Annotated in this window: 23 protein-coding genes; 13 read left to right on the top strand and 10 right to left on the bottom strand. The window is 59.0% G+C overall.

The genetic code is table 11. The features are described from left to right. Window positions 1–6 precede the first annotated feature (6 nt). Both trkA and ACQZ2L_RS03435 read left to right on the top strand, forming a co-directional pair. Window positions 7–1,380, top strand: a complete 1,374-nt coding sequence (gene trkA / locus ACQZ2L_RS03440; RefSeq protein ID WP_430324655.1) for a Trk system potassium transporter TrkA — start codon at window positions 7–9, stop codon at window positions 1,378–1,380. Between the two features lie 12 nt (window positions 1,381–1,392). Then, window positions 1,393–1,701, top strand: a complete 309-nt coding sequence (locus ACQZ2L_RS03435) for a tetratricopeptide repeat protein (protein WP_430324654.1) — start codon at window positions 1,393–1,395, stop codon at window positions 1,699–1,701. Between the two features lie 133 nt (window positions 1,702–1,834). Here the strand turns inward: ACQZ2L_RS03435 and ACQZ2L_RS03430 are convergent, their stop codons facing one another. After that, window positions 1,835–2,722, bottom strand: a complete 888-nt coding sequence (locus tag ACQZ2L_RS03430; RefSeq protein ID WP_314875330.1) for a lysophospholipid acyltransferase — start codon at window positions 2,720–2,722, stop codon at window positions 1,835–1,837. A gap of 40 nt (window positions 2,723–2,762) precedes the next feature. Next, window positions 2,763–3,314, bottom strand: coding sequence for a DNA-3-methyladenine glycosylase I (locus tag ACQZ2L_RS03425; RefSeq protein ID WP_220632825.1), 552 nt, complete (start codon window positions 3,312–3,314; stop codon window positions 2,763–2,765). Between the two features lie 83 nt (window positions 3,315–3,397). Between ACQZ2L_RS03425 and glyQ the strand changes: the two genes are divergently transcribed. The 4 genes from glyQ to ACQZ2L_RS03405 all read left to right on the top strand — a co-directional run bounded on the left by glyQ (window position 3,398) and on the right by ACQZ2L_RS03405 (window position 7,772). Continuing rightward, complete coding sequence (gene glyQ, locus ACQZ2L_RS03420) at window positions 3,398–4,345, top strand: glycine--tRNA ligase subunit alpha (RefSeq protein WP_101322768.1); 948 nt, start codon at window positions 3,398–3,400, stop codon at window positions 4,343–4,345. After that, on the top strand, window positions 4,342–6,396 hold the full coding sequence (glyS, locus tag ACQZ2L_RS03415) for a glycine--tRNA ligase subunit beta (protein ID WP_430324653.1): 2,055 nt from the start codon (window positions 4,342–4,344) through the stop codon (window positions 6,394–6,396). The genes glyQ and glyS overlap by 4 nt, the downstream gene beginning before the upstream one ends. A 3-nt stretch (window positions 6,397–6,399) precedes the next feature. Beyond that, window positions 6,400–6,927 carry a D-glycero-beta-D-manno-heptose 1,7-bisphosphate 7-phosphatase gene (gene gmhB / locus ACQZ2L_RS03410; RefSeq protein WP_430324652.1) on the top strand — a complete coding sequence of 176 codons (528 nt, stop codon included), beginning with the start codon at window positions 6,400–6,402 and terminating at the stop codon, window positions 6,925–6,927. 62 nt (window positions 6,928–6,989) lie between these two features. Further along, entirely contained in the window at window positions 6,990–7,772 is a 783-nt protein-coding gene (locus tag ACQZ2L_RS03405) for a lysophospholipid acyltransferase family protein (protein WP_101322771.1), read from the top strand. Between the two features lie 255 nt (window positions 7,773–8,027). Here the strand turns inward: ACQZ2L_RS03405 and ACQZ2L_RS03400 are convergent, their stop codons facing one another. Beyond that, window positions 8,028–9,647: an MFS transporter gene (locus ACQZ2L_RS03400; protein WP_430324651.1), complete on the bottom strand. Its 1,620-nt coding sequence runs from the start codon at window positions 9,645–9,647 to the stop codon at window positions 8,028–8,030. Between the two features lie 97 nt (window positions 9,648–9,744). After that, window positions 9,745–11,394 (bottom strand): GMC family oxidoreductase, encoded by a 1,650-nt coding sequence (locus tag ACQZ2L_RS03395; RefSeq protein WP_430324650.1) that lies wholly within the window; start codon window positions 11,392–11,394, stop codon window positions 9,745–9,747. Window positions 11,395–11,564: 170 nt separating this feature from the next. On the opposite strand from ACQZ2L_RS03395, the gene ACQZ2L_RS03390 reads away from it, so the two are divergent. Beyond that, complete coding sequence (locus ACQZ2L_RS03390; protein WP_430324649.1) at window positions 11,565–12,452, top strand: LysR family transcriptional regulator; 888 nt, start codon at window positions 11,565–11,567, stop codon at window positions 12,450–12,452. Here the strand turns inward: ACQZ2L_RS03390 and ACQZ2L_RS03385 are convergent. From ACQZ2L_RS03385 to ACQZ2L_RS03375, 3 genes are read right to left on the bottom strand one after another with little or no spacing between them, the layout of a single operon-like run. Beyond that, complete coding sequence (locus ACQZ2L_RS03385; protein WP_430324648.1) at window positions 12,441–13,295, bottom strand: sulfite exporter TauE/SafE family protein; 855 nt, start codon at window positions 13,293–13,295, stop codon at window positions 12,441–12,443. The two genes, ACQZ2L_RS03390 and ACQZ2L_RS03385, sit on opposite strands and share 12 nt — an antisense overlap. After that, window positions 13,250–14,530 carry an NAD(P)/FAD-dependent oxidoreductase gene (locus tag ACQZ2L_RS03380; protein WP_430324647.1) on the bottom strand — a complete coding sequence of 427 codons (1,281 nt, stop codon included), beginning with the start codon at window positions 14,528–14,530 and terminating at the stop codon, window positions 13,250–13,252. The genes ACQZ2L_RS03385 and ACQZ2L_RS03380 overlap by 46 nt, the downstream gene beginning before the upstream one ends. A 46-nt stretch (window positions 14,531–14,576) precedes the next feature. Further along, the gene (locus ACQZ2L_RS03375; protein ID WP_430324646.1) at window positions 14,577–15,461 is read right to left on the bottom strand and encodes an MBL fold metallo-hydrolase; all 885 of its coding nucleotides are present in this window, start codon (window positions 15,459–15,461) and stop codon (window positions 14,577–14,579) included. A 245-nt stretch (window positions 15,462–15,706) separates the two neighbouring features. On the opposite strand from ACQZ2L_RS03375, the gene ACQZ2L_RS03370 reads away from it, so the two are divergent. The 5 genes from ACQZ2L_RS03370 to ACQZ2L_RS03350 all read left to right on the top strand — a co-directional run bounded on the left by ACQZ2L_RS03370 (window position 15,707) and on the right by ACQZ2L_RS03350 (window position 21,625). Beyond that, the gene (locus tag ACQZ2L_RS03370; protein WP_430324645.1) at window positions 15,707–17,008 is read left to right on the top strand and encodes a sigma-54 interaction domain-containing protein; all 1,302 of its coding nucleotides are present in this window, start codon (window positions 15,707–15,709) and stop codon (window positions 17,006–17,008) included. A 183-nt stretch (window positions 17,009–17,191) separates the two neighbouring features. After that, a complete protein-coding gene (locus ACQZ2L_RS03365; protein WP_430324644.1) occupies window positions 17,192–18,247 on the top strand; it encodes a haloacid dehalogenase-like hydrolase in 1,056 nt (351 codons plus the stop codon). A gap of 766 nt (window positions 18,248–19,013) precedes the next feature. Continuing rightward, window positions 19,014–19,415, top strand: a complete 402-nt coding sequence (locus ACQZ2L_RS03360) for a hypothetical protein (protein WP_169882566.1) — start codon at window positions 19,014–19,016, stop codon at window positions 19,413–19,415. An 81-nt stretch (window positions 19,416–19,496) separates the two neighbouring features. Next, window positions 19,497–20,894, top strand: coding sequence for a hypothetical protein (locus ACQZ2L_RS03355; protein ID WP_230385194.1), 1,398 nt, complete (start codon window positions 19,497–19,499; stop codon window positions 20,892–20,894). A gap of 188 nt (window positions 20,895–21,082) precedes the next feature. Next, entirely contained in the window at window positions 21,083–21,625 is a 543-nt protein-coding gene (locus ACQZ2L_RS03350; RefSeq protein WP_044270172.1) for a hypothetical protein, read from the top strand. Between the two features lie 86 nt (window positions 21,626–21,711). Here the strand turns inward: ACQZ2L_RS03350 and ACQZ2L_RS03345 are convergent, their stop codons facing one another. The 3 genes from ACQZ2L_RS03345 to ACQZ2L_RS03335 all read right to left on the bottom strand — a co-directional run bounded on the left by ACQZ2L_RS03345 (window position 21,712) and on the right by ACQZ2L_RS03335 (window position 24,660). Next, the gene (locus ACQZ2L_RS03345; RefSeq protein ID WP_044270171.1) at window positions 21,712–22,035 is read right to left on the bottom strand and encodes a hypothetical protein; all 324 of its coding nucleotides are present in this window, start codon (window positions 22,033–22,035) and stop codon (window positions 21,712–21,714) included. Window positions 22,036–22,153: 118 nt separating this feature from the next. Continuing rightward, the gene (locus tag ACQZ2L_RS03340) at window positions 22,154–22,828 is read right to left on the bottom strand and encodes a heavy metal response regulator transcription factor (protein ID WP_003253420.1); all 675 of its coding nucleotides are present in this window, start codon (window positions 22,826–22,828) and stop codon (window positions 22,154–22,156) included. A gap of 488 nt (window positions 22,829–23,316) precedes the next feature. After that, a complete protein-coding gene (locus tag ACQZ2L_RS03335; protein WP_047279633.1) occupies window positions 23,317–24,660 on the bottom strand; it encodes an OprD family porin in 1,344 nt (447 codons plus the stop codon). Window positions 24,661–25,064: 404 nt separating this feature from the next. Between ACQZ2L_RS03335 and ACQZ2L_RS03330 the strand changes: the two genes are divergently transcribed. After that, window positions 25,065–26,336 (top strand): TolC family protein, encoded by a 1,272-nt coding sequence (locus ACQZ2L_RS03330; protein ID WP_139047608.1) that lies wholly within the window; start codon window positions 25,065–25,067, stop codon window positions 26,334–26,336. Window positions 26,337–26,338: the final 2 nt, after the last annotated feature.

The raw sequence follows: 26,338 nt of genomic DNA, 5'->3' as shown, positions 1-26,338 counted from the left end.
TAGTGGATGAAGATCATCATCCTTGGTGCAGGGCAGGTAGGCGGCACGCTGGCAGAACACTTGGCCAGCGAAGCCAATGACATCACCGTGGTCGACACCGATGGCGACCGCTTGCGCGACCTCGGCGATCGCCTCGATATCCGTACCGTGCAGGGCCGTGGCTCGCTGCCGACGGTGCTGCGCCAGGCCGGCGCCGACGACGCCGACATGCTGGTGGCGGTGACCAACAGCGACGAAACCAACATGGTCGCCTGCCAGGTCGCCTACTCGCTGTTCCACACCCCGACCAAGATCGCCCGCGTTCGCGAGTCGGCGTACCTCACCCGTGAAGAGCTATTCCACAACGACCATATCCCGGTCGACGTGCTGATCAGCCCCGAGCAGGTGGTGACCAACTACATCAAGCGCCTGATCGAGCACCCGGGCGCGTTGCAGGTGATCGACTTCGCCGACGGCAAGGCCCAGCTGGTAGCGGTCAAGGCCTACTACGGCGGCCCGCTGGTGGGCCAGCAGTTGCGCCAGATCCGCGCGCATATGCCCAATGTCGAAACCCGCGTGGCGGCGATCTTCCGCCGTGATCGGCCGATCAAGCCGCAGGGCGATACCGTCATCGAAGCCGATGACGAGGTGTTTTTCATCGCCGCGAAGAAGGACATCCGCGCGGTCATGGGCGAGCTGCGCCGCATCGACGAGACCAACAAGCGTGTGGTCATCGCCGGCGGCGGGCAGATCGGCGAGCGCCTGGCCGAGGCGATCGAGAGCCGCTACCAGGTCAAGATCATCGAGATGAACGCGGCCCGTTGCCGGTATCTGTCCGACAACCTGGAAAGCACTGTGGTGTTGCAGGGCAGCGCCTCGGACAAGGACCTGATGCTGGAAGAGAACATCGCCGACGCCGATATCTTCCTGGCCCTGACCAACGACGACGAAGCCAACATCATGTCGTCGCTGCTGGCCAAGCGCCTCGGCGCGCGCAAGGTGATGACCATCATCAACAACCCGGCCTATGTCGACCTGGTGCAGGGCGGCGATATCGACATCGCCATCAGCCCGCAGTTGGCGACCATCGGCACCTTGCTCGCCCACGTGCGCCGTGGCGATATCGTCAGCGTGCACTCGCTGCGCCGCGGTGCAGCCGAAGCGATCGAGGCGGTGGCGCATGGTGACGCCAAGTCGAGCAAGGTGATCGGCAAGGCCATCGCCGACATCGACCTGCCGCCGGGCACCACCATTGGCGCGATCATCCGTGCCGAGCAGGTGCTGATCGCCCACGACAACACGGTGCTGGAAACCGGCGACCACGTGATTCTGTTCGTTGTGGATAAAAAGCATATCCGCGACGTCGAGAAGCTGTTCCACGTGGGCTTGAGCTTTTTCTAAGGAGGCGCGGCAATGCGCGAATCGCTGCAGAAGATGCTCGACAAGGGTGTGGATAACCCACTGTTGCGCTTTGGCCTGGGCAAGGCCTGGCTGGATGAGGGTAACGGCGCCGAGGCGGCGGTGCATCTGGCCCGCTGCGTTGAGCAGGACCCGAAGTATTCGGCGGCGTGGAAGCTGCTGGGCAAGGCTTATCAGCTGAGCGGTGATCTGGCTGCGGCGCGGCAGGCTTGGGAGCAGGGGTCTGCGGCGGCGCAGGCGCATGGCGACAAGCAGGCCGAGAAAGAGATGGCGGTGTTTTTGAAGAAGTTGAATAAACTCTGAGATTGCTGGGGGCCGCGTTGCGACCCCTTTCGCGACACAAGGCCGCTCCTACAGACCGCGCATTACCTGCTTGCGCGGTCGATGTAGGAGCGGCCTTGTGTCGCGAAAGGGCCGCAACGCGGCCCCAAAAATATCAATACCAGCGCGGTTCGCCAGCCGGACGCTTCTTGAAGCGCTTCATGCTCCACATGTACTGGCTCGGATACTCGCGCACATAACGCTCGACCACCTTGCTCATGGCCGCCGCCGACACCGTCACATCGGTGCTGTACATCTCTTCAGGCGCCGCCTCAAGAATCACCCTGAACCCAGAACCATCCGGCAGCCGCAGCGCATGCAGGAACACCCCGACCGCCTTGCCGCCAGCCAGCATGTTCGGCACAAACTTGCTGGTCAGCGCCTGGGTACCGAGGAACGGCACGAATACCCCAGCCGACTCGGCCGGCTCCGGGTCTGCAGGAATCCCCACCTGGCCACCACGGCGCACTTCCTTGATCACGCTGAGGATGCCTTCCTTGGTCGATGGCGCCACGCGGTTACCCATCTGCACGCGTTGCTCGCGAAGCAGGTCATCGACGGCCTTGAGCTTGGGCGGGCGGTAGAAAATGATCGGTTTGCACTGGCTGCAATAGAAGTGGTTGAGCACTTCCCAGTTGCCCAGGTGGCTGGTGATGCCGACCACGCCCTTGCCCGAAGCCAGCGCGGCCTCGAGCACTTCCAGGCCCTGCACTTCGTGGACGAGGTCCAGCGAACGCTGTGGCGGCCAGATCCAGGCGCAGGCGCTTTCGACAAACGACTTGCCAATATCACGCAGGGCGCGGCCGACCAGTTGCTCACGCTCGGCCGGGTCCATCTCCGGGAAGCACTTGGCCAGGTTGATCCGCACCACGTTGCGCGAACCGTTGGGTACCTTCCACATCAGCCAGCCAATGCCGGCGCCAACCCGTTGCACCGCGCTCCAGGGCAGCTTGGCAAACAGGCGCAGCACCCCGACCATCAGGGCGCCCTTGAACTTTTCCACAGGCGAATTCCTTATTTCAGCAAGCGCGCATTGTACCCGCTCAGCGCGCCAAGGCGGCGTAGCGATCGCAGTCGGTGGTGTGGTCCATGACCATCCCGGTGGCCTGCATGAACGCATAGCAGATGGTTGGCCCAACAAAGGTGAAGCCGGCTTTCTGCAGCGCCTTGCTCATTGCCTTGGCCTCGTCGGTGACTGCCGGCATCTCGCTACGGTCGGTGAAGTGGTTGATCTTCGGCGTGCCGCCGACAAACGACCAGAGCCACTCGGCCGGGTTATCCACAGCCAGCCAGGCCTTGGCATTACGCCGCGCCGCGTTGAGTTTGAGACGGTTGCGGATAATCCCGGCATCGAGCATCAATTCCTCGATGCGCTCATCGCTCATCTGCGCCAGCTGCACAGGGTCAAAGTCATACATGACCTGACGATAGCGCTCGCGTTTGCGCAATACGGTGATCCAGGACAGCCCGGCCTGGAACCCTTCGAGCAAAAGCATCTCGAACAGCAACGCCGGATCGCGCTGCGGCGTTCCCCACTCCTGGTCGTGGTAGGCCTGGTACAACGGATCGTCGGTACACCAAAAGCAGCGTGGCATAAGGCTCCAATCAGTAGAGGGCGAGGCGAATCGGGTTATACTCCCGCTCTTTACATCCGCATCCCCAGATACAGGTGAATTTCGTGAGCCAGCCTACGCCAGCCGTGCGTACCTTCCAAGACCTCATCCTCGCCCTGCAGAAGTACTGGGCTGAGCAAGGTTGTGTGGTACTTCAGCCCTACGATATGGAAGTAGGCGCCGGCACTTTCCACACCGCGACCTTTTTGCGCGCCGTCGGCCCAGAAACCTGGAACGCCGCCTACGTGCAGCCAAGCCGTCGTCCTGCCGACGGACGGTATGGTGAAAACCCTAACCGCCTGCAGCATTACTATCAGTTCCAGGTGGTCCTCAAGCCTAACCCGGCCAACTTCCAGGAACTGTACCTGGGCTCGCTGAAAGCGATCGGCCTCGATCCGCTGGTGCACGATGTGCGCTTCGTCGAAGACAACTGGGAATCGCCGACCCTCGGCGCCTGGGGTCTGGGTTGGGAAATCTGGCTGAACGGCATGGAAGTGACTCAGTTCACCTACTTCCAGCAAGTCGGCGGCCTGGAGTGCTACCCGGTCACCGGCGAAATCACCTACGGCCTCGAGCGCCTGGCGATGTACCTGCAGGGCGTTGATTCGGTGTACGACCTGGTCTGGGCTGACGGCCCGTTCGGTGTGGTCACCTATGGCGATGTGTTCCACCAGAACGAGGTGGAGCAATCGACCTACAACTTCGAGCACGCCAATGTCGACAAACTGTTCGAGCTGTTCGACTTCTACGAAAGCGAAGCCAACCGCCTGATCAAGCTCGACCTGCCGCTGCCGACCTATGAAATGGTTCTGAAGGCATCGCACACCTTCAACCTGCTCGACGCCCGCCGCGCCATCTCGGTGACCGAGCGCCAGCGCTACATCCTGCGCGTACGTACGCTGGCCCGCGACGTGGCGCAAAGCTACCTGCAAGCCCGTGCCCGCATGGGCTTCCCGATGGCGACCCCTGAACTGCGTGACGAAGTGTTGGCTAAGCTGGAGGCTGCACAATGAGTGCTCAAGATTTTCTGGTTGAACTGGGCACCGAAGAGCTGCCACCCAAAGCCCTCGCCAGCCTCGGCGATGCGTTCCTGGCCGGTATCGAAAAAGGCCTGCAGGCCGCTGGCCTGAACTACGCCGGCAAGAGCGTGTATGCCGCGCCGCGCCGCCTGGCAGTGCTGATTCGTCAGCTCGACGTGCAGCAGCCTGACCGCTCCATCAACGTTGACGGCCCGCCCATGCAGGCCGCGTTCAATGCCGAAGGTCAGCCAACTCAAGCAGCACTGGGCTTTGCCAAGAAGTGCGGCGTCGACCTCAGCGAGATCGACCAGAGCGGCGCCAAACTGCGCTTCTCGCAGCACATCCCGGGCAAGGCTACGGCCAGCCTGCTGCCGACCATCGTCGAAGATTCGCTCAACGACCTGCCGATCCCCAAGCGCATGCGCTGGGCGGCCAGCCGTGAAGAATTCGTGCGGCCAACCCAATGGCTGGTGATGCTGCTCGGTGAGCAGGTGGTCGATTGCACCATCCTCAAGCAGCAAGCCGGTCGCGAGTCGCGCGGGCACCGTTTCCACCACCCGGAAAACGTGGTTATCAGCGCGCCTGCCAACTACGCCGAAGACCTGCGCAAAGCCTACGTACTGGCCGATTTCGCCGAGCGCCGCGACCTGATCGCCAAGCGCACCGCCGAGCTTGCCCTGCAGCAGGAAGGCACCGCCATCGTGCCGCCGGCGCTGCTCGATGAAGTGACTGCGCTGGTTGAGTGGCCGGTGCCGCTGGTGTGCTCGTTCGAGGAGCGGTTCCTCGAGGTGCCACAAGAAGCGTTGATCACCACCATGCAGGACAACCAGAAGTACTTCTGCCTGCTCGACAGCGACGGCAAGTTGCTGCCGCGCTTCATCACCGTGGCCAACGTCGAGAGCCGTGACCCGCAGCAGATCGTGCTCGGTAACGAGAAGGTCGTGCGTCCACGCCTGACCGACGCCGAGTTCTTCTTCAAACAGGACAAGAAGCAGCCGCTGGCGACCTTCAACGAGCGCTTGAAGAACGTGGTGTTCCAGGCCCAGCTGGGCAGCGTCTACGACAAAGCCGAGCGTGTTTCCAAGCTGGCCGCCTACATCGCCCCACGCATCGGCGGCGACGCCCAGCGTGCGGCGCGTGCCGGCTTGCTGTCCAAATGTGACCTGGCCACCGAAATGGTCGGCGAGTTCCCGGAAATGCAGGGCGTTGCCGGCTACTACTACGCCATGAACGACGGCGAGCCGGAAGACGTCGCCCTGGCCCTGAACGAGCAGTACATGCCGCGCGGTGCTGGCGCTGAACTGCCGCAGACCCTGACCGGTGCTGCCGTGGCCATCGCCGACAAGCTCGATACCCTGGTCGGTATCTTTGGTATCGGCATGCTTCCAACCGGCAGCAAAGACCCGTACGCCCTGCGTCGCGCCGCCCTCGGCGTGCTGCGTATTCTGATCGACAAGCAGCTGGACCTGGACCTGACCGACGCCGTGAGCTTCGCCGTCAACCAGTTCGGCAGCAAGATCAAGCCAGCCGGGCTGTCCGAGCAGGTGCTGGAGTTCATCTTCGACCGCCTGCGTGCGCGTTATGAAGACGAAGGCATCGACGTTGGTACCTACCTGTCGGTACGTGCGCTCAAGCCAGGCTCGGCGCTGGACTTCGACCAACGCGTGCAGGCTGTGCAGGCGTTCCGCCAACTGCCTGAAGCCGAGGCCCTGGCCGCGGTCAACAAGCGGGTGTCGAACCTGCTGAGCAAGGCTGAAGGTGCGATCTCCGAGCAGGTCGAGCCGAAGTACTTCGACAATGCCAACGAGTTCTCGCTGTACTCGGCGATCCAGCAGGCCGACCAGGCTGTGCAACCGATGGCTGCGGCGCGTCAGTACCGCGAGTCGCTGGCCCGCCTGGCAGCGCTGCGTGACCCGGTCGATGCCTTCTTCGAGGCGGTGATGGTCAACGCCGAAGATGCCAAGGTCCGCGCCAACCGCTATGCCCTGCTCAGCCGCCTGCGCGGTCTGTTCCTGGGTGTGGCCGACATCTCGTTGCTGGGGTAAGCCTTGAAACTGCTGATTCTCGATCGTGACGGGGTGATCAATCACGACTCCGACGCCTACATCAAGTCGCTGGAGGAGTGGATCCCCATTGCCGGCGCGATCGAGGCCATCGCGCAGTTGAGCAAAGCGGGCTGGACGGTGGCAGTGGCCACCAACCAGTCCGGCATTGCCCGTGGCTACTATTCGCTGGACACCCTCGAGGCCATGCATGCGCGCTTGCGCGAGCTGGTGGCCGAGCAGGGCGGCGAACTGGGCCTTGTCGTGTACTGCCCGCATGGCCCGGACGAGGGCTGCGCCTGTCGCAAACCGAAGCCGGGCATGCTCGAGGCAATCGCTGCCCATTACCAGGCCGAGCTGCCTGGCGTATGGTTCGTCGGCGACAGTAAAGGTGACCTGGAGGCCGCCCTGGCCGTCGGAGCACAACCTGTGTTGGTGAAAACCGGCAAAGGTGAGCGCACCCTGAGCAAGGGCGTCGCTGCAAGCACGCTGATTTTTGACGATCTGGCCGCTGTCGCCAGAGCACTTATCTAGACTGTCCGCCGCCTGGCGCACAGTTCATTAGGCGGGCACGACCCGCAACGGTACATGCCACTATGTCGATCCTGCAGGCGATCAGAATCTTTCTTTTTTACCTGCTGCTGGGCACCAGTTCGTTGCTCTGGTGCACCTTGAGCTTCTTCATCGCGCCGTTTCTGCCGTTTCAAAAGCGCTACCGCTTCATCAACGTCTACTGGTGCCGCTTTGCCGTGCGCCTGACCGAGGTGATGCTGGGTATCCGCTACAAGATCACCGGCGCCGAAAACGTGCCGGCGACCCCGTGCGTGATTCTGTCCAATCACCAGAGCACTTGGGAAACGTTCTTCCTGTCGGCATACTTCCAGCCGCTGAGCCAGGTGCTCAAGCGTGAGCTGCTGTATGTGCCGTTCTTTGGTTGGGCCATGGCCATGCTGCGGCCGATCGCGATCGACCGCGATAACCCCAAGGAAGCCTTGCGCCACGTTGCCAAGAAGGGCGATGAGCTGCTCAAGCAAGGCGTGTGGGTGTTGATCTTCCCTGAGGGCACCCGTGTGCCGTATGGGCAAATCGGCAAGTTCTCCCGTGGCGGCACTGCCCTGGCGGTGAACGCAGGCCTGCCGGTGCTGCCAATTGCGCATAACGCTGGCCGTTACTGGCCTAAGTCTGGCTGGGGCAAGCAGGCGGGTGTGATCGAAGTGGTGATCGGCGAGCCGATGTATGCCGAAGGTAGCGGGCCGCGGGCTATTGCTGACCTGAATAACCGCGCTGAGGCGTGGAATCAGGAGACCCAGCGGGCGCTGGGTGCGCTGCCCCCAGTGGCTGAAAGCAGCGCCGCAGACAGCTTGGAAAATTGTGGATAACTTGTGAGCAACTTTTCAAATGATGCTTAGAGATTGGCTCTAAGTAATTGAAATAGTTACTTATTTTTCTATGTGACAGTTTTTCGGAAACCGTGCATAAGTTTTTTGCGGTGTTGAAATCTGGGGCTGCTTTGCAGCCCTATCGCGACACAAGGCCGCTCCTACAGGGGTACGCGCAAGAAGGTAGTGCGCGGTCAGTGTAGGAGCGGCCTTGTGTCGCGAAAGGGCCGCAAAGCGGCCCCCAGCTATTTCAGATCAAACCTTGTCCAAGTCCACATCCTTGGTCTCTTTCAAACAGAATATCCCCACCACCAGGCTCACCCCGGTAATCAACACCGGGTACCACAGCCCATAGAAGATATCCCCGGTATACACCACCAGCGCGAACGACACAGTCGGCAGGAACCCACCAAACCACCCATTACCAATGTGATAGGGCAGGGACATCGAGGTATAGCGGATCCGCGTCGGGAACAGCTCGACCATCACCGCCGCCAGCGGGCCATAGGTCATGGTCGCGATCAGGATCATCGCCACAATCAGCGCCACCACCATGAACTCGTTGACCTGCGCCGGATCTGCCTTGGCCGGGTACCCCGCCTGGGTAATCGCCGCACGCATGGCCGCTTCGTCAAAGCCGGTGATGGCCGTGTCGCCGATGTTTACCACGACATCACTGCCAGTCGCAGCAGCCGAGCTGTACGGCAAGCCCTGCTTGACCAGGAAGGTCTTGACCTTGTCGCACGGGCTGTCGAAACGCGCTTTGCCGACCGGGTCGAACTGGAAGGTGCAGCTGGCTGGGTCAGCCATCACCACGATGGGCGACTGACGGCTGGCCATATCAATCTGCGGGTTGGCGTAATGGCTCAGGGCCTTGAACAGCGGGAAGTAGAGGACGGTTGCCAGCAGCAGGCCAACCATCAGGATCGGCTTGCGACCAATGCGGTCCGACAGCCAACCGAAGAACACGAAGAACGGCGCGCCGATCACCACGCTGATGATCAGCAGAGTGTTGGCCTGGGCCGGGTCCATCTTGAGCATCTGGGTCATGAAGAACAGCACATAGAATTGCGCCGTGTAGAACGTTACCGCCTGACCGGCGTTGATGCTGAACAGTGCCGTCAGAACGATCTTGAGGTTGCTCCAATTGGTGAACGACTCACGGATCGGCGACTTGCTCAGCTTGCCCTGGGCCTTCATTTTCACGAACGCAGGCGACTCGTGCATGCTCATGCGGATCCAGGTGGAGATCCCCAGCAGCACAATCGACAGCAGGAACGGCAGGCGCCAGCCCCAGGTTTCGAACTCGTCACCGCTGATGTAGCGGCTACCCAGCACCACTAGCAATGAGAGCAGCAAGCCCAGGGTCGCGGTCGACTGGATGAAGCCGGTATGGAAGCCACGCTTGCCGGGCGGTGCATGCTCGGCCACGTAGGTTGCCGCGCCACCGTACTCGCCGCCCAACGCCAGGCCCTGGAGCATGCGCAGAATCACCAAAATGATCGGCGCTGCGATACCAATGCTGGCGTAGGTGGGCAACAGCCCTACCGCGAATGTCGATACCCCCATCAACACGATGGTGACCAGAAAGGTGTATTTACGCCCGATCATGTCGCCCAGGCGGCCGAACACCAGTGCCCCGAACGGCCTGACCAAGAAGCCCGCAGCGAATGCCATCAGGGCGAAGATGAACGCCGTGGTGTCGTTGACCCCTGCAAAGAACTGCTTGCTGATCACCGCCGCCAGAGCGCCGTACAGAAAAAAGTCATACCACTCGAAAACCGTCCCGAGGGATGACGCGAAAATGATCTTTCTTTCTTCGCGACGGCTAGTGGGGCTCGCCGCTGCTCCCTGCTCTTGAATGTAATCAGACATCGTTGCTGTCCTCGGCCCGCAGGCCACAGTGATTATTCTTGTTGTTCCACTGCCGGCAGGCCCTGATCACCAGCCGCCGCTTGTTGCACGCACCTGGTCAGGGCGTCGGTACTGCACTTGCGTCGCTGAGGTAGGTTTGGGTTGCAGCTCCTTTGAGAATCAGTTGCGCCGCTTTCTCGGCGATCATCAGTGTCGGTGAACAGGTATTGCCGGAAACAATCTGCGGCATGATCGAGGCGTCGGCCACGCGCAGGCCCGGGATGCCGTGTACACGCAGCTGGTGGTCGACCACATCGAGCGGCCCGCTACCCATGCGGCAGGTGCCGACCGGGTGGAAGATGGTGGTGCCGATCTTGCTCGCGGCCTCAAACAGCTCTTCCTCGGTGTTGAGCGCGGCGCCGGGCAGATACTCGACCGGGTCGAAGGCGGCGAGGGCAGGGGCCTGGACGATGCGTCGAGTCATGCGAATGGCATCGGCGGCAACACGCAGGTCTTGCGGGTCGCTGAGGTAGTTGGGGTTGATCACGGGCTCGGCGTGCAGATCGGCCGAGCGGATGTCAATGCGCCCGCGGCTGGCGGGGCGCAGGTTGCACACCGACGCCGTGAACGCCGGGAAGCGATGCAGCGGCTCGCCGAAGCGCTCCAGTGACAACGGCTGGACGTGATACTGCAGGTTGGCGCTGGCTTGATCGGGGCTGGAGCGAACGAAGGCGCCGAGCTGACTGGGCGCCATCGCCAGCGGGCCGCTGCGGTCGTATAGATAGCGCAGGCCCATGCCCATCTTGCCCCATAGGCTGTTGGCCATCTGGTTCAAGGTACGGGTGTTGCGGATCTGATAGATCAGGCGCAGCTGCAGGTGATCTTGCAGGTTGCCGCCTACACCAGGCATGTCATGGCGGACGCCAATGCCGAGATCTTCCAGCAGCTTGCGCGGACCGATGCCGGAACGTTGCAGGATACCCGGTGACCCGACCGAGCCTGCGCAGAGGATGATCTCGCGCCGCGCCTGAAACTCATGCCACTCACCCTGCCAGCGGGCTTTGACCGCGGTAGCGCGGGTATTGTCGAGCAGCACCTGGTCGACTTCGACGCCAGTGAGCAGGGTCAGGTTGTGGCGCTTGAGGATTGGCCGCAGAAAGGCCTTGGCCGCATTCCAGCGTACGCCACTGCGCTGGTTGACCTGAAAGTATCCACAGCCTTGATTGTCGCCGGTATTGAAGTCGTCGACCTTGCCAATCCCGCTCTGCTCGGCGGCATCGCGGAAAGCGTCGAGGATCGGCCAACTGTAACGCTGCTGTTCGACCCGCCACTCGCCGTCGGCGCCGTGGCTGTCGCTACTGCCGGCATAGTGATTCTCGCTGGCCTTGAACAGCGGCAGCACGTCTTTCCAGGCCCAGCCGTGGTTGCCTTGTTCAGCCCAGCGGTCATAGTCGCTGGCCTGGCCGCGCATGTAGATCATGCCGTTGATCGACGAGCAGCCGCCGAGCACCTTGCCGCGCGGATAACCCAGGCTGCGACCGCCGAGGCCCGCTTGCGCCTCGGTCTTGAAGCACCAGTCAGTGCGCGGGTTACCGATGCAGTAGAGGTAACCGACCGGGATGTGAATCCATGGGTAGTTGTCGCGCCCACCCGCTTCGAGCAGCAGCACCCGGCAGGATGGATCGGCGGACAAACGGTTGGCCAGCAAACATCCGGCTGGGCCAGCGCCTACAACGACATAGTCGTAGGCAGAATCGGCTGATGGCATGAGCGACCTCGGGCCTGATTATTATTCTTGTCGCTTTTGATCTTAGTGCGTAATTTCGCTAATGAAACACGAGTTTTCGCTCAACCGCTGTGCGTTTTAGCACAGCCAGTATCAGCCGTTTCCTAAGTAACCTGACTGAAAGCCGCTCACAGTTATGCACAGGGATAAGCATGTTCGACTGGAATGATCTGAGGTTCTTTCTCGAGTTGCAGCGCAGCGGCCGCCTGCTGACTGCCGCCAAGCGCCTGAACACCACCCACAGCACGGTGGCGCGGCATATCGAGGGCATCGAAAAGAGCCTGGGCACGGCGCTGTTCGTTCAACATGCCCAGGGTTATGAACTGACGCCGTCTGGTCAGGCACTGCTCAAGCACGCCGAAGCGATGGAGAACGTCGCGTTACTGGCGCAGGAGGAGATCACCCAAGCGATAACGCCGCTGGGCAAGATCCGCCTGGGCGTCACCGAAGGCATCGGCATCATGTTCTTCACTCCACGCATGCGGGCGTTGTTCGAGCGCTATCCCGGCCTGGAAGTCGAGCTGGTGGCGGTACCGCGCTTCGTCAGCATCCTCAACCGCGAGGCAGAAATCAGCATCCACCTGGAACGGCCCAATGCCGACCTGTTGATAACTCGCAAGCTCACTGACTATCGGCTGGCGCTGTACGCCAGCCCCGAGTACCTCGAACGCTCACCGCCGCTGAACAGTCGCGAAGATCTGGCCCGTCACAGCTGGATTGGTTACGTCGACGATCTGCTGTTCAGCCAGGAGCTGCTGTTTCTCAACAGCTTCTGCAGGGCACCTAACGTGATCTTCCGCAGCACCAGCGTCATCGCTCAGCAGCAGGCCGCACGCGCCGGGCTGGGCATCGCTGTGCTGCCCAATTACATGGCCAGGCATGACCCACAGCTGCGCCGGGTGCTGCCCAGCGAAACCATCCAGCGCAGCTACTGGATCTGCACCCGCCGCGAGTTGCACAAGTCAGTGCGCCTGCGGGTAGTCTGGGATTACCTGCTGGCGCTGTGTGCAGCAGAGCAGGCCGAACTGCTAGCCGAGTAGGGCCTTGCTCGCCAGCAGTAGCGCTGCGCCGATGCCGACCACGGCAAACACCTGCTGCAAGCGCGGCCCGGCCAGCTTGCCGGCCAGTGGGCGCGCCAGCAGCAGGCCGATCACCGCACCTACTGCAAAGGGTGCACCTACCTGCCAGTGCATCACCCCAGCGACGCTGGCGCTGACTACGCTGCCGCAGGCAACCAACGCGATCACCGCCAACGAGGTGGCGACGATGCTTTTCATCTCCAGGTTGGTATAACGGCTGAGTGCCGGAATGATGACGAAGCCGCCACCGACGCCCAGCAGTCCCGACAGCAATCCTGCTACGCCGCCAGTCACAGCCAGGGCGCGGGCGCAGGGTAGGGTCCAGCGCAGCCGCCCCCGCGCAGGGTTGAGTACGCACGGCATGATCTGACGCTCGCCACACGGCGGCTCACCACGCAACTCGCGCGCCGCCTTGCGCCAGATGCGCAGGCAGGCATAAATCAGCACCGCGGCGAATACCAACGCCAGCGGTGCATTGGGCAACCGATGAGCGAGCATCAGACCGAAAGGTGTTGCGCAGATGCCGATCAGCGCGATGAACAACGCTGCGCGATAACGCACCAGGCCCTGGCGCAGCCCGAGCAGCGCACCGACTGAAGCCGCCAGGCCGACTGCCAACAGGCCAACTGGCGCCGCCTCGACCATATTCAAACCCAGCCCGAATACCAATAACGGCACTGCCAGAATGCCTCCACCAGCACCGGTCAACGCCAGTACCGCACCGATGATCGCGCCCAGCGCTGCACCCAGCAGTTCGATCACGATTGCTTCTCGGTGCCGGCAGGTTGCGGCCGCGCCAGCCATTCACGGCCTTTGAGCATCCCATGCCAGTACAGCGCAGGCAGCAGCTTCGCCTTGAGTAACCAGGCCAGCCGAGTAGGCTGCTGGCCGTTGAGCAACCACTGCGGAAAACTGGGTGCCAGCGTGCCGCCGTATTTGAATTCAGCCAGGACGATCTTGCCGCGCTCCACGGTCAACGGGCATGAACCGTAACCGTCATAGTGGGCGAGGGTGGGCGACCGACGGAGCGCTACCAGCACGTTGTTGGCTACCACCGGCGCCTGCTTGCGCGCAGCTGCGGCAGTCTTGGCGTTACTGGTATTGATCACATCACCCAGGCCGTGCACGTTGGCGAACTGCCTATGGCGCAGAGTGAACGGATCGACATCCAGCCAGCCCGGGCCATCTGCAAGCGGGCTGCTGCGGATGAACTCGGGCGCCATTTGCGGCGGCACCACGTGCAACATGTCGAAGGGCTCGACTCGTGTTTGCGTGCTGCCATCGGCCAGGCTGTGGATAAACGTCGCGCGCTTGCCCGGACCATCTACTGCCACCAGGCGGTGTGAGTAGTTGAGGTCCACCGCGTACTTGTCGATGTAGGCCATCAATGCAGGCACGTAGTCAGCGACGCCAAACAGCACAGGCCCGGAGTTGTAGAAGCTGGCCTTGATGGCACCCAGGCGCCCACGCCGCAGCCAGTGATCACACGAAAGGTACAACGCCTTCTGCGGGGCGCCCGCACACTTGATCGGCATCGGCGGCTGGGTGAAGAGGGCGCGGCCTTGCTTGAGGTTCTGGACCAATTGCCAGGTGTAAGGTGCCAGGTCATAACGGTAGTTGGAGGTCACACCGTTGCGCCCGAGGGTTTGCGTGAGGCCCTCGATTGCCTGCCAGTCGAGAGTCAGGCCGGGGCAGACCACCAGTTGTTCGTAACTGATGATGCGGCCGTCCTCCACAGCCACGCTTTGCGCTGCGGGATCAAAACTGTCTACCCGCGCCTTTATAAGTCGCACGCCTTTGGGGATAGCGCTGATCATGCTGCGCGCAGTGCTGGCAGCGCTGAATACACCCGCGCCGACCATGGTCCAGCCGGGTTGGTAGTAGTGCACCTCAGCCGGGTCGATCAGCGCGATATCAAGTGTCGGATCACGCTTGATCAAGCTGGCGGCGGTGGCAATCCCCGCAGCACCAGCGCCGACGATCACCACCTTGTGATGGTCGATGCGGGTGCTAGGGGCTGTGGATGGCAAGGCAGGCATGCGGGTATTCCTTTTCGATCTTGGTATGGATACTGGCCGGCGACGTTCAGAGCTGGTTCAGCGGAATTTTCAGGTAGCGCACGCCGTTGCTCTCCGGCTCAGGCAACTGCCCGCTGCGCATGTTGACCTGGACGGCGGGCAGGATCAGTACCGGCATATCCAGGGTGGCGTCACGCGCTTCGCGCATGGCGACGAATTCGTCTTCGCTGATACCCTGATGGATATGAATATTGCTGGCGCGCTGCTCGGCCACTGTGGTGACAAAGCGCAGGGCACGGCCCTCGGGCAGGTAGTCGTGGCACATGAACAGCTGGGTCTGGTCGGGGTAGGCGAGCAGGCGCCGGATCGAGCGATACAGCGTGCGTGCGTCTGCACCAGGGAAATCGCAGCGGGCAGTGCCATAGTCAGGCATGAACAAGGTATCGCCGACGAACACCGCCTTCTCGCCAGCATCCTCGACCACGTAGCTCATGCACGCTGGGGTGTGCCCTGGAGTGTGCAATGCATGGGCTTTTAGATTGCCGATCATCAGCACGTGGTCGTCTTCAAGCAGCACATCGAACTGACTGCCGTCGCGGGCGAAACCTGGCTCGGCGTTGAACAGCGCGCCGAAGGTCTTCTGTACCTGAGTGATATGCGAACCAATGGCAATCTGGCCGCCAAGTTTGGCTTTCAGATAAGCCGCAGCCGACAAGTGATCGGCGTGCACATGGGTTTCCAGAATCCACTGCACGCTGGCGCCGAGTGCCTCAACCCGGGCGATCAGCTTGTCCGCCGAGGTGTAGCTGGTGCGTCCCGACTTGGGATCGTAGTCGAGCACGCTGTCGATCAACGCGCACTTGAGGGTCTGGCGGTCCATCACCAGGTAGCTGATGGTCGAAGTGGCCTCGTCGAACAGGCCCTCTAAATGGATGTTGTTGCCGATGATCATCACACTCTCCAGATATCTGCAGCGCCTTGTTAGGCGTAGGCAGTAACCCAGGGTTTATCAAGATGCATGCCAGGGTTTCTATGAGGCGTTATGGCCCGCCTGTCAGCGGTCCCACGGCTACCGCAGCGTTGTCTTGCTCACAAATCGCTGCCAGCACTGCCAGTTATTGGCAGTCGACTGTCAGTCAATGGCAGTCACTGGCAGTCCTTGCTACGCTGGCCAGGTACCCGCAACCGGTCCTGCTCATGTCCGCGCTTTCCGCTTCTCATCCTGCCATCCTCGGCCTGGTGTCCTACCTTGAGCACGATGTGCACCCGTCGATCGTGCTCGACACCGACTACAACATCCTTGCGGCCAATGCTGCCTACCGTCGTCAGTTCGGCATCAATGACAGTGCGCCGCTGGGCGAGAAGTGTCATCGCGTTTCTCATCACTATGCGGTGCCCTGCGATCAGGCCGGCGAGCATTGCCCGATGCGCAAAGCCTGGGACAGCAAAGTGCCGGAGCGGGTCCTGCACATTCATCACACCCCACGCGGGCCCGAGCATGTCGACGTCGAGTTGCGGCCAATCCTCAATGAGCAGGGCAGGGTGGTTGCCTTCGTCGAGCGCCTCAACACCGTGACCCTGGCTGCCGCCCAGCCGCAACAGCAAGGGCTGGTTGGCCGCGCGCCGGCGTTCCAGACGGCGCTGGCGAGCTTGCAACGCGCCGCGCCGGCGCAGATACCGGTGTTGCTGCAAGGCGAGTCCGGCACTGGCAAGGAGTTGTTTGCCCGCGCCCTGCACCTGGGCAGCCCGCGCGCGACCGGGCCGTTGGTGGTGGTCGACTGCACCGGGCTCAATGACAGCCTGTTCGAGAGTGAGCTGTTCGGCTACGAGAAGGGCGCCTTTACTGGCGCGACCCAACGCAAGATCGGCCTTGCCGAAGCGGCCCATGGCGGCACGCTGTTCCTCGACGAAATAGGTGAAGTGCCGCTGACCATGCAGGTCAAATTGTTGCGCCTGATCGAGTCGGGCAGCTTCCGTCCAGTGGGCAGCCTACGCACCGTGCATTCGGACTTTCGCCTGATCTCGGCTACGCATAAGCCGCTCAAAGAGATGGTGGCAGCAGGTACCTTCCGCGAGGACCTGTATTACCGAATCAGCGGTTTTCCGATCCGCTTGCCAGCGCTACGCGAACGGGTAGAGGACCTGCCGATGCTGGCGCAGAGCTTGTTGCAGCGCATGGCTGGTACCCATGCCGTCACGCTGACGCCTGAAGCTCAGGCTCGTCTGAGCCTGCACACATTCCCGGGCAATATCCGCGAGCTGCGCAATATCCTTGAACGAGCCCGATTGTTTGCCGATGACGGGCTGATCCGGCCAGAGCATCTGCCTGAGGATCTAGCTCCCGCCAGCCCGGCTGTATCAACACGCGGCTCGCGTAATCCGCTGACCGACCTCGCGCAGTTGGTGGAGCAGTTCCAAGGGCCGCGCAGCGAGCTGGCGCAGGCACTTGGCATCAGTGAACGCACGCTGTATCGCCGGCTGCGTGAACTCGGGCTTTAAAAAGTTCGGATGCGCTTCTGTTCCACGTGGAACATACCCACGCAGAGGCGTCTTCTTTTTGCACATCATGTCGGGATTAGCCGCGCATAAGGCGCCCAGAGACCACTCGCAGTCGCGGACGTGTCAGCGCTGTAGCTCATCTTTGCTAGGGTCTCAGTTCCCATTGCAAGAGGGCGTTACGTAATGAAGCTCTTATCAAAGATGTTGGCCGCCGCGATCTGCTTTGGCCTCGCAAGTCAGGTGTTTGCGACTGACCTCAAGCACTGGCCCGAGCCTGCTGCCAAACAACTCGACGCCATGATTGCCGCGAACGCCAACAAGGGTAACTACGCGGTTTTTGACATGGATAACACCAGCTACCGCTTCGACCTCGAAGAAGCGCTGTTGCCGTTTATGGAAAACAAAGGGCTGATCACCCGCGACACCCTGGACCCTTCTCTAAAGCTGATCCCTTTCAAAGACACAGCGGATCATAAAGAAAGTCTGTTCAGCTATTACTACCGTCTTTGCGAACTGGATGACATGGTCTGTTATCCATGGGTAGCGCAGGTGTTCTCGGGCTTCACCCTCAAAGAGCTGAAGGGTTACGTAGATGAGCTGATGGCTTCCAAGAAGCCAGTCCCAGCCACTTACTACGATGGCGACACGGTAAAAACCACCGAAGTCCAACCGCCTAAAGTCTTCACTGGACAGACTGAGCTATATAACAAGCTCATGGAAAATGGCATTGAGGTGTACGTGATTACCGCCGCGTCCGAAGAGCTGGTACGCATGGTCGCGTCTGATCCCAAGTACGGCTACAACGTCAAACCGGAAAATGTGATCGGCGTCAGCACGCTGCTGAAGGATCGCCAAACCGGTGCGCTGACAACGGCGCGCAAGCAGATCACCGCCGGTAAATACGACGAGAAAGCTAACCTTGGCCTTGAACTGACACCTTACCTCTGGACGCCGGCTACCTGGATGGCGGGTAAGCATGCTGCGATTCTGACGTACATCGACCAATGGAAAAAACCGGTACTGGCCGGTGGCGACACGCCCACCAGTGACGGCTACATGCTGTTCCACGGAGTTGATGTGAGCAAAGGTGGCATTCACCTGTGGATAAACCGTAAGGACAAATACATGACTCAGCTCAACGGCATGATAAAAGCAAACGCTGAGGCCCAGGCCAAGCAAGGCTTACCGGTGACGGCCGACAAGAACTGGGTGATCGTGAAGCCGGACGACATTCAATAAAGAGCAGTCCGAATGCCCATCAACAAAAAGCCCGCTTTCGCGGGCTTTTTGTTGATGGGCCAGGCTTAAGCACGGCCGGTCATCTACAACAGATGTAGGTTCACAAAATAGGTGATAGGCCAGACCCCGTGAAATTGGAAGCTTGGCCATTTTTTTTGTGAAATGAAGGGGTGCTTTTCACAGAAAAGCCGAGAAAGCCCTACTCACCAATCACAAAAGTTGATTGGCCTGGAAAGGGCCAGTGTGTTCTCCCTTTACGACCGACGCGTGACTTTTCGGTAAGGGATGAGGAGTAGTCGCAGCGATCCTTTAGCTCCCAGTCTGGCGACCTTGGGTTCAGAATCCGACTGGCAATGCCCGTCGTCACTACTTCAGAGGAACCAGCTTCCTCTGCTGCCAGAATTGCGGGGGGGCTCATGCTGGTACCCAGGCCCGACAAATGCGCAGTTGCAGCCCTCAATTGCAAGGCTATCCAAGGCGGCACGCGTGTCAATCAAGATCTGATGCATGACGATGGCCGGCCTCACGGAGGTGAAACCGGAGATTCAGAATGACTAAACCGGCCCCGTAGACACCAACCTCCACGAAGGCCGCTATCGATCCAAAGCTGTCCTTGAAGAAAGGTAGCTAACGGCATCTATCTACAGTTTTCGGGGCGATTCACTCGTCTGAGGCTCAGGAGCACCAGGATGGGCGTCAAGGAGGTGGTCATCTTGAGGTGGACTATGCTGACCAGTTGCTCTCAAATCTAATCGTGAGGTCCTCCATGGCAACCCCCAATCTGCTGGCCCGATTCAGAGATGAAGTCCTTCTGGCCGGGCCTGAAAGCTCCCTACCTAGCAACCTATCTCAGTTCTGGCTTGAGGAGCTCCAGAATCATCTGGAGAGGTATTTCGACGGTTTGAACTCGGAGTCAGATGCAGAAGAGAAGGATCTCGACATCTCCCTTCCACTCGCAGCGATCATCCACATCTTGTTCGCAAAGAATGGTGGGGAGGAGATATCCGAGAGCTCTGAAAAGCTGTACGAGTATTTCCAAGACTACCGGCTCGAACTGGCCCTTGAAGAGATCACGCGAAAGACTCATGTGGCTGCCGAGGCTGCAACCATTGAGACCATCTTCACCAACCGAGATGTCCTGGTGGAACAAGGCCCCCTTCTTCAATAGGTACCTCCACCGATGCCATCGCCGGCGGGCACGCTCCGAGGCATTGATGGAATGCATTTTGACGGCTGCCGAGATCAGCGAATGAAAGAAATTGCTGCGCCGATGTTCGATCTAATCGCTTTGTCGCTTCCACGAGGGTTGGGGTTTGGGGACAGCCCGCCAGTAGGGGCATGGCTTAGTGAGGACGGAATTTCTTGTGCCGCTCTAACCCGAAATATCCATTCCGGCAGTTTCGGAATTGTCACCTTGCGGCGTCGTGTCGATAGCGTGTGGGTGCTCCTCAGTCATAGTGAGTGCACCACTGGCGAGTCCGAAGCCCGCGCCTCAATCAGCCATTTTCTCAGTACCCAAGCCCATCCGCTTCCACTCCCCTCAGGCGAACGACGACGTGCTCCTCTAAGCAGAATGGGTAAGCGCACACCAAGCGTGGTGTTCAAATCACTATTTGATCCAAGCCGCCGTATTGGGGCGTGGGCGCTCAATCAACTGTATCTCGCACTGCCATCCCCAGACAGAAATTGGGTTCCCGATTGCCAGACTGAGAATTTTCACACCCGCCTTTGGGAGGCCCACCTATTAGCGATTTTTCGTGAGCAGGGACTCTTTGTCACCCAGCCTAAAGAATCACCCGATTTTCATATCGAGAATAGGCTGGGAGGTGAGGCCTGGGTTGAAGCAGTGACAGCCAACCCGGAAGAGCGGTATGAGCATTTTGGCGCCTCGCCGGTCCCCCCACCAGCTGACCGACATGAGCGCTTCTTTGGAGCGGCTGCAGAAAGGTTTGCGAGGACCATCCAAAACAAATTGGACAAGCGTTACGAATCCCTACCGCACGTGGAGGGTAAGCCGCTCATTCTGGCCTTAGCCGATTTCCATGCGCCCAGTTCAATGCTGTGGAGCAGGGAGTCGCTCATCAGCTATCTCTATGGCTTTTCAGTTCACTCATCTGCGCATCGTGGAATGCAGCTGATAACTGTGGAGGAAGAGACATCTCTGCTATCAGGGCGCCCCAACGGCCTATTTACGCTAAGGGAAAATGCCCATCTTTCAGCGGTCATTTTCACCAATGCCTGCACAGTCTCAAAGCTCAGCCGAGTGCCGATTTCAGGTGGAGCTCATCTAGACGGGTACCGATACTTGCGGTTTGGTGAGTTTTTCGACCGTTCTCCAGGTGCATCACGAGGTATCCCATTTTTGTTGGATGTAGCGTCCAGCGATTACGGTCAGCTCTGGCCGCAGTATGGCTACGAGCCGTGGTCTGCTGAAGTGGAGGTCTTCCATAATCCTATGGCATTACATCCGGTGCCTAACGAACTGATACCAGAAGTCACCCACTGGAGAGAAGTGAATGGACGAGTCGAGTGCGAATCCTTCTATGAAGTATCCATACTCCGATCCAGGACACTCGTCCTCAGTGCAAACGCTAAGGTTCCGTCACTCGATGAGTTGCTGACAGCAACCAGTCCTCCAGAGCTCTGACGGCGGCGGGGTGGCCGCATCTTTGCCCCGCAGATAGATGAGGATTTTTCAGCAAGATATCCGACCTGGGAAAGACATGAGACCCCCTGCGCAATTCAGAACTGTTGAAGCGTCACCTCTCATCGGGTAAAAGCATGACATTCTTACAACGTTAAAATAGCGTCATCCCCGAGAGCATAGGAAGAGAAATGTCGACCCAAGGACTAAATCGATTCATCGGACGCAAGATTCACGCAGTGATAATGATGGCCCCTCTTAAGCGGGAAATGATACGCCTCGGCATATGCACCGTCATGGCAATTGTTCTGAATGTCATCTTGTATACCGGCGTTGAAATAGACGGTACCATCAAGCCGTGGGCAGAAACGCCGATAAAGCTATTTGCATCGTCGATGCTATTTGCCTTCATGATTAAGGCATTTTTACCACTTCTCGGATGGACCATTTTAAAGGCAGTGCTACTCAGCGCAAACAATGCCTTCAGCGGCATACTGAGTTTTATGGGAAACCAATTCACGGGTGTCATGTACTGCACCGGAATCATCCTGGGATCTATCACGATTAAGCAGTATATGATTTCTGGGGTCTTAGATTTAGAAATGGTTTCTCTGTCTGCTATCGTATTTGCCTCAGGGATTATGTACTTCTTTATACTGCAATGCGCCATTCAAAAAACAATGAGTCCAGCTCTGCGCACACCAGCAGTACCTCGTTCAGCCACTAGGCTGTGACTATCCACCTCTGGTGCTCAGTAGACGCCCGCTCTGTTGAATCCTCAGTCATAAATAACCATTAATGGCCAGGCCCGCCTTCGACTTTATGAAGAAGGCGAGCGTGCGCGTGCCTGATTGCGCATGTATTCCGAGATGAGATTTCCGAAATTGATGTCAGCTTCTTCAACGAGAATGTTGACGTGGCAGTACAGATCTTCAGGACCTCCTAGATAATTGAAAATCCTTGATCTGACGATGCCACAAACCCCTTCTTTGACCGCCGTAGAGGGAAGGTTGATAACATCGCCGACGCACGGAATAAGTGCTAAGCCATGGTCGCTGTTGAAGATAATGTCAGCTGGACAGGCATCAATCCTGGCATGCGATTGACCTTGCGAAACCTGCTGATAATCAATGCTATACCTCATGTACAGCCTACCTCATTTGTTGGGTGAGGAATCAGCGCCGCGGATCGTAAACAGAAACCTCAAGCTCGCAAGCGACGGGAGTGTACAGCCAATTTTCGGTACCTAGAGAGCTTGGCAATTATCGCTTTTCAAGCACATACCCTACGCCCCGAAGCGTATGTATCAGCTTGGTCTCGAATGGGTCATCTATCTTGGCTCTGAGTCTTCGAATCGACACTTCTACAACGTTCGTGTCGCAGTCAAAATTCATATCCCAAACCTGAGAAATAATCTGCGTACGGCTCAGTACCACCCCGGTGTTACGCATCAAGTAGTGCAATAACGCGAATTCTTTTGTGGTCAAATCAATTCGCTGACCGTCCCTGAACGCCCTGTGCCGGCTCTGATCAAGCTCCAGGTCAGCGACGCGAATGACCTCTACGGATGCGGGGTGATCCGACCTGCGCATCAAGGCGCGAACCCGGGCCAACAGCTCAGGGAACTCAAATGGCTTGATCAGGTAGTCATCTGCGCCGTTCTCTAGCCCCCGGACCTTATCCGCCAGCCGGCTTCTCGCCGTCAGCATCATGATGCGGGAAGGGCAATTTTTACGGCGCAACAACTCAAGAACCTGCCAACCATCCATCTCTGGGAGGTTTATATCGAGAATAATCAGCTCGTATTCGTGCTGCTTGGCCAAGAATAATCCATCTGATCCGGTGTGGACGCAATCTACGACATAGCCACACTCCGTCAGACCTTGACGCACATACTCCGCAGTTTTTACTTCATCCTCAATTACCAGAATTCGCATGGGATTTTGTCTCGATATCACTGAGCAATTAACCGCGCACGCGCGCCGGCATTATTGAAAGGGATGGTAAATCAAAATGAGCGTGCCGGGGCTCAAATGACGGATTTGTAATTTCTAGGTAATACAGTTGATAGTCTGGCGGTATATCTTGTCGCGGTTTGGGTTTGACAGTTGCGGACCCTCTCTCCAGCAGGTGACTTGACCTTATGAAGTATTGGGTTATTTTCTTCTTTGTACTGGCTTCGTTCCGCTCAGATGACGGCGAGGTTGCTCACATCGAGGAGACTGGTCATTGGTGTAGCCATGAACTTCACCGGCATGCGATGCGTACAATCGAACGCTTACTTGAATTTTAGGCAAAAAAAAGGCGCCCAAAGGGCGCCAAATATCCACCTTTTACCAAAGGAGCACTTAAGCCACTCAAGGTGAATTCGTAATGCTCGTTTTACTAACAGGATCAGCTAATGAATAACTGGTCCGTTAGCGAATTAAAGAATCGAAAGCGGGTACTCGATGATTACACGAGTTTCATCCAAATCCGATTCGAAAGCAGTGGCACGCGTGGTTGCCTGGCGCAACCGGAAGGACAGATCTTTTGCCGGGCCGGTTTGGACAACGTATTTGACTTCGACGTCACGCTCCCAGCGCTTCTGATTGTCGAGCGGGTTGCCGTTGTCGTCAGTGCGCATGTAGAACTGGTTAGCGTTCGAGTAATCCGCGCCCGAGCCTCTGGCGTAGCGGGTCATGAACGTCAGGCCTGGAATGCCGTAGCTGGTGAAGTTCAGGTCGTAGCGCAGCATCCATGAACGCTCTTTCGGCGAGTTGAAGTCGCTGTATTGGATGGAGTTGTCGACGAAGATCGAGTCCGACTGACGCAGGTAGTCGAAGTCGTCGTCGCCGTTGTTGCGCTGATGCGAGAGGGCCAGGGTGTGAGCACCGTAACGTACGCCGACCTTGGCACTCCAGATGTTGTTGTCAAATTCGCCCAGGCGTCGCTTACCTTCATCCACGGCTTTGTAGTAATTGAAGCCGCCGATCAGCGCCAGATCGTCGTTCAAGGGGTAGGCGAAGCTGGTACCGGCGTAGTACTGGTTCCAGACGTCTTTCAACTGGCTTGCATAGGCACTCACGGTCCAGTTGTCGTTGATCGAGTAATCACCGCCACCGTAGCCGATCCATGGCGAGTTGACTGGGCCGCCGTAGAAGGTCACGAAGTTGTCGTTAAGGTTGCTAGAGACCGGTTGGCTCATCGCATGCAGACGACCACCCTGCAGGGTGAGGCCTTGGATGCTGGTGTTCTCAACGGTCACGCCGCGAAAGCTTTCCGGCAACAGTCGCGAGTCACCCGATGCAACGACCGGGGTCGATGGGAAGACATCACCCACTTTCACGATGGTATCGAACAAGCGAACTTTGGCTGCGCCGCCGACCTTGGTGTATTCGTCGCGAGCTTCGCCCTTGTTATCAACAGGCAGCACGTCGAAGGAGCTACGGCCGCCGTTGCGCCCATCACCGGTGTCGAGCTTAAGGCCGATCATGGCGAAGGCATCAACGCCAAAGCCCACTGTACCCTGGGTAAACCCAGAGTTGAATTTGCTGATGATTGCGTGCGCCCAGGCTTCGGAGTAGCCATTGGTATTGCCTTTGCCACTGTTGTAAGTAGGGGCAGTGCTGTCGCGGTTATCACGATTGAAATAGAAGTTACGGTTCAGCACTGTAAGGCTGCTGCCTTCAATGAAGCCCTCTGGCTTGTCTTCAGCTTGTGCCGAAATAGCATAGCTTCCAGACAGCGCAGAAACTGCCGCCAAATACAGTGGTACTTTGATTTTCATCCGATGCTCCTTTGATTCACGGCAGTTTTTATTATGTTTACCTGCGCGGGTGTCGTTAATTGTTCTGACCCGGCGGCGCGCCTAGCGTAGCGCGAGCTCATATTTGCAGGCCGAAGATAACGGGAGGGTGATAGGAAAATTACAATTTCGTCATCTGCCCGTTATTTGGCGCCTTCGCACCGCGTGGTTGCCATCTCCGTTGCTTGTAACGAAATCATAGAGCCGGGTTGGGAATCGCAGTATTTACGGGCATTACAGGGATTTATTACGAAATTGTAATTTTCCAGCCACCCCTCTGATAGCTACCGCTCATTAGAGTGCCATCACCTAATCAAGTGGGGCTTGGCAGCTGTTTCGGCGTTCTCGCCAAGCTTTATCGAAGTTTGTGCACGAGGACCATCAAAGTGCCCCGGTATAACCGCAATGTCTTATCCAAGACCTCCGTCTCGCCCTGGAAGATCGCTGCACTCTGTGCAGTCATCTCTGGATTGATGGCACCTGCAGCCCTTGCCCAAAGCATCAGCTTGCCCCAGGCGCTTTCGACGGCCATGGATGCCAACCCTGATCTAGCTGCAGCCAGGCAAGAGATTGGGATCGCTGACGGCGCTCGCAAGCAGGCCGGACTTATCCCCAACCCCACAATCTCGTACGACGTGGAAGACACCCGTCGTAACACCAGCCAGACAACTGTTTCGCTCAGCCAAACCCTTGAGCTGGGCGGTAAGCGGGGGGCTCGGGTTGACGTCGCCACATTCGGGCAGACCGCCGCACAGCTGGAGTTAGACCGTCGCGTGAACGGACTGCGTGCAGACGTCGTGCAAGCCTTCTACGCCGCGTTGCGGGCCCAGACAGGCCTTGATCTGGCCAAGCAATCTCTCGAACTGACTGAGCGCGGTCTCCGCATCGTCGATGGCCGTGTTCGCGCAGGTAAATCGTCCCCAGTAGAGGCCACCCGCGCCCAGGTGCAACTGGCCGAAGCCAAGCTTCAAGTTCGACGTGCCGAAACGGAAAAGGCGACCGCTTACCAGCAGCTCGCGCAAATTACCGGGAGCTCAGTCACGGTATTTGATCAACTCGAATCGCCAACCCTCTCCCCGGGGCTGCCACCGCAGACTGAAGAGCTGCTGGCAAAGCTCGATCAGACCGCAGAAATGCGCCAGGCCGTGGTGCAGATCGACAAGAGCGATGCCTCGCTCGGTTCAGAGAAAGCTCAGCGTATCCCGAATCTTACTGTCAGCGTAGGCAGCCAGTACGACCGCTCTGTGCGCGAGCGGGTCAACACTGTGGGCCTGTCTATGCCTCTGCCGCTGTTCGATCGTAACCAAGGCAACATTCTTTCCGCTTCTCGACGTGCCGATCAGGCCCGAGACCAGCGCAATGCTGTGGAGCTGCGCCTGCGCACCGAAACCCAAACCGCGTTGAACCAGTGGTCCACCGCAATGCAGGAGGTCGAGTCCTACGACAAGACCATTCTGCCGTCAGCCCAACAAGCCGTAGAGACCGCAACCCGCGGCTTCGAGATGGGCAAATTCGGCTTCATCGAAGTGCTGGATGCCCAGCGCACCTTGATCGTCGCTCGTGGCCAATACCTCGAATCGTTGGCAGCGGCGACCAATGCGCGTGCGCAGGTGGAAAGGGTTTATGGCGAAGTCGGCTCAACTGCCGGCGCTCGCTGAGC

The organism is Pseudomonas shirazensis (genome assembly GCF_050496565.1).
GTDB classification, from domain to species: domain Bacteria; phylum Pseudomonadota; class Gammaproteobacteria; order Pseudomonadales; family Pseudomonadaceae; genus Aquipseudomonas; species Aquipseudomonas shirazensis_A.
The sequence above is the reverse complement of the archived record's forward strand: the minus strand, read 5'-3'. Positions and strand labels throughout refer to the sequence as shown.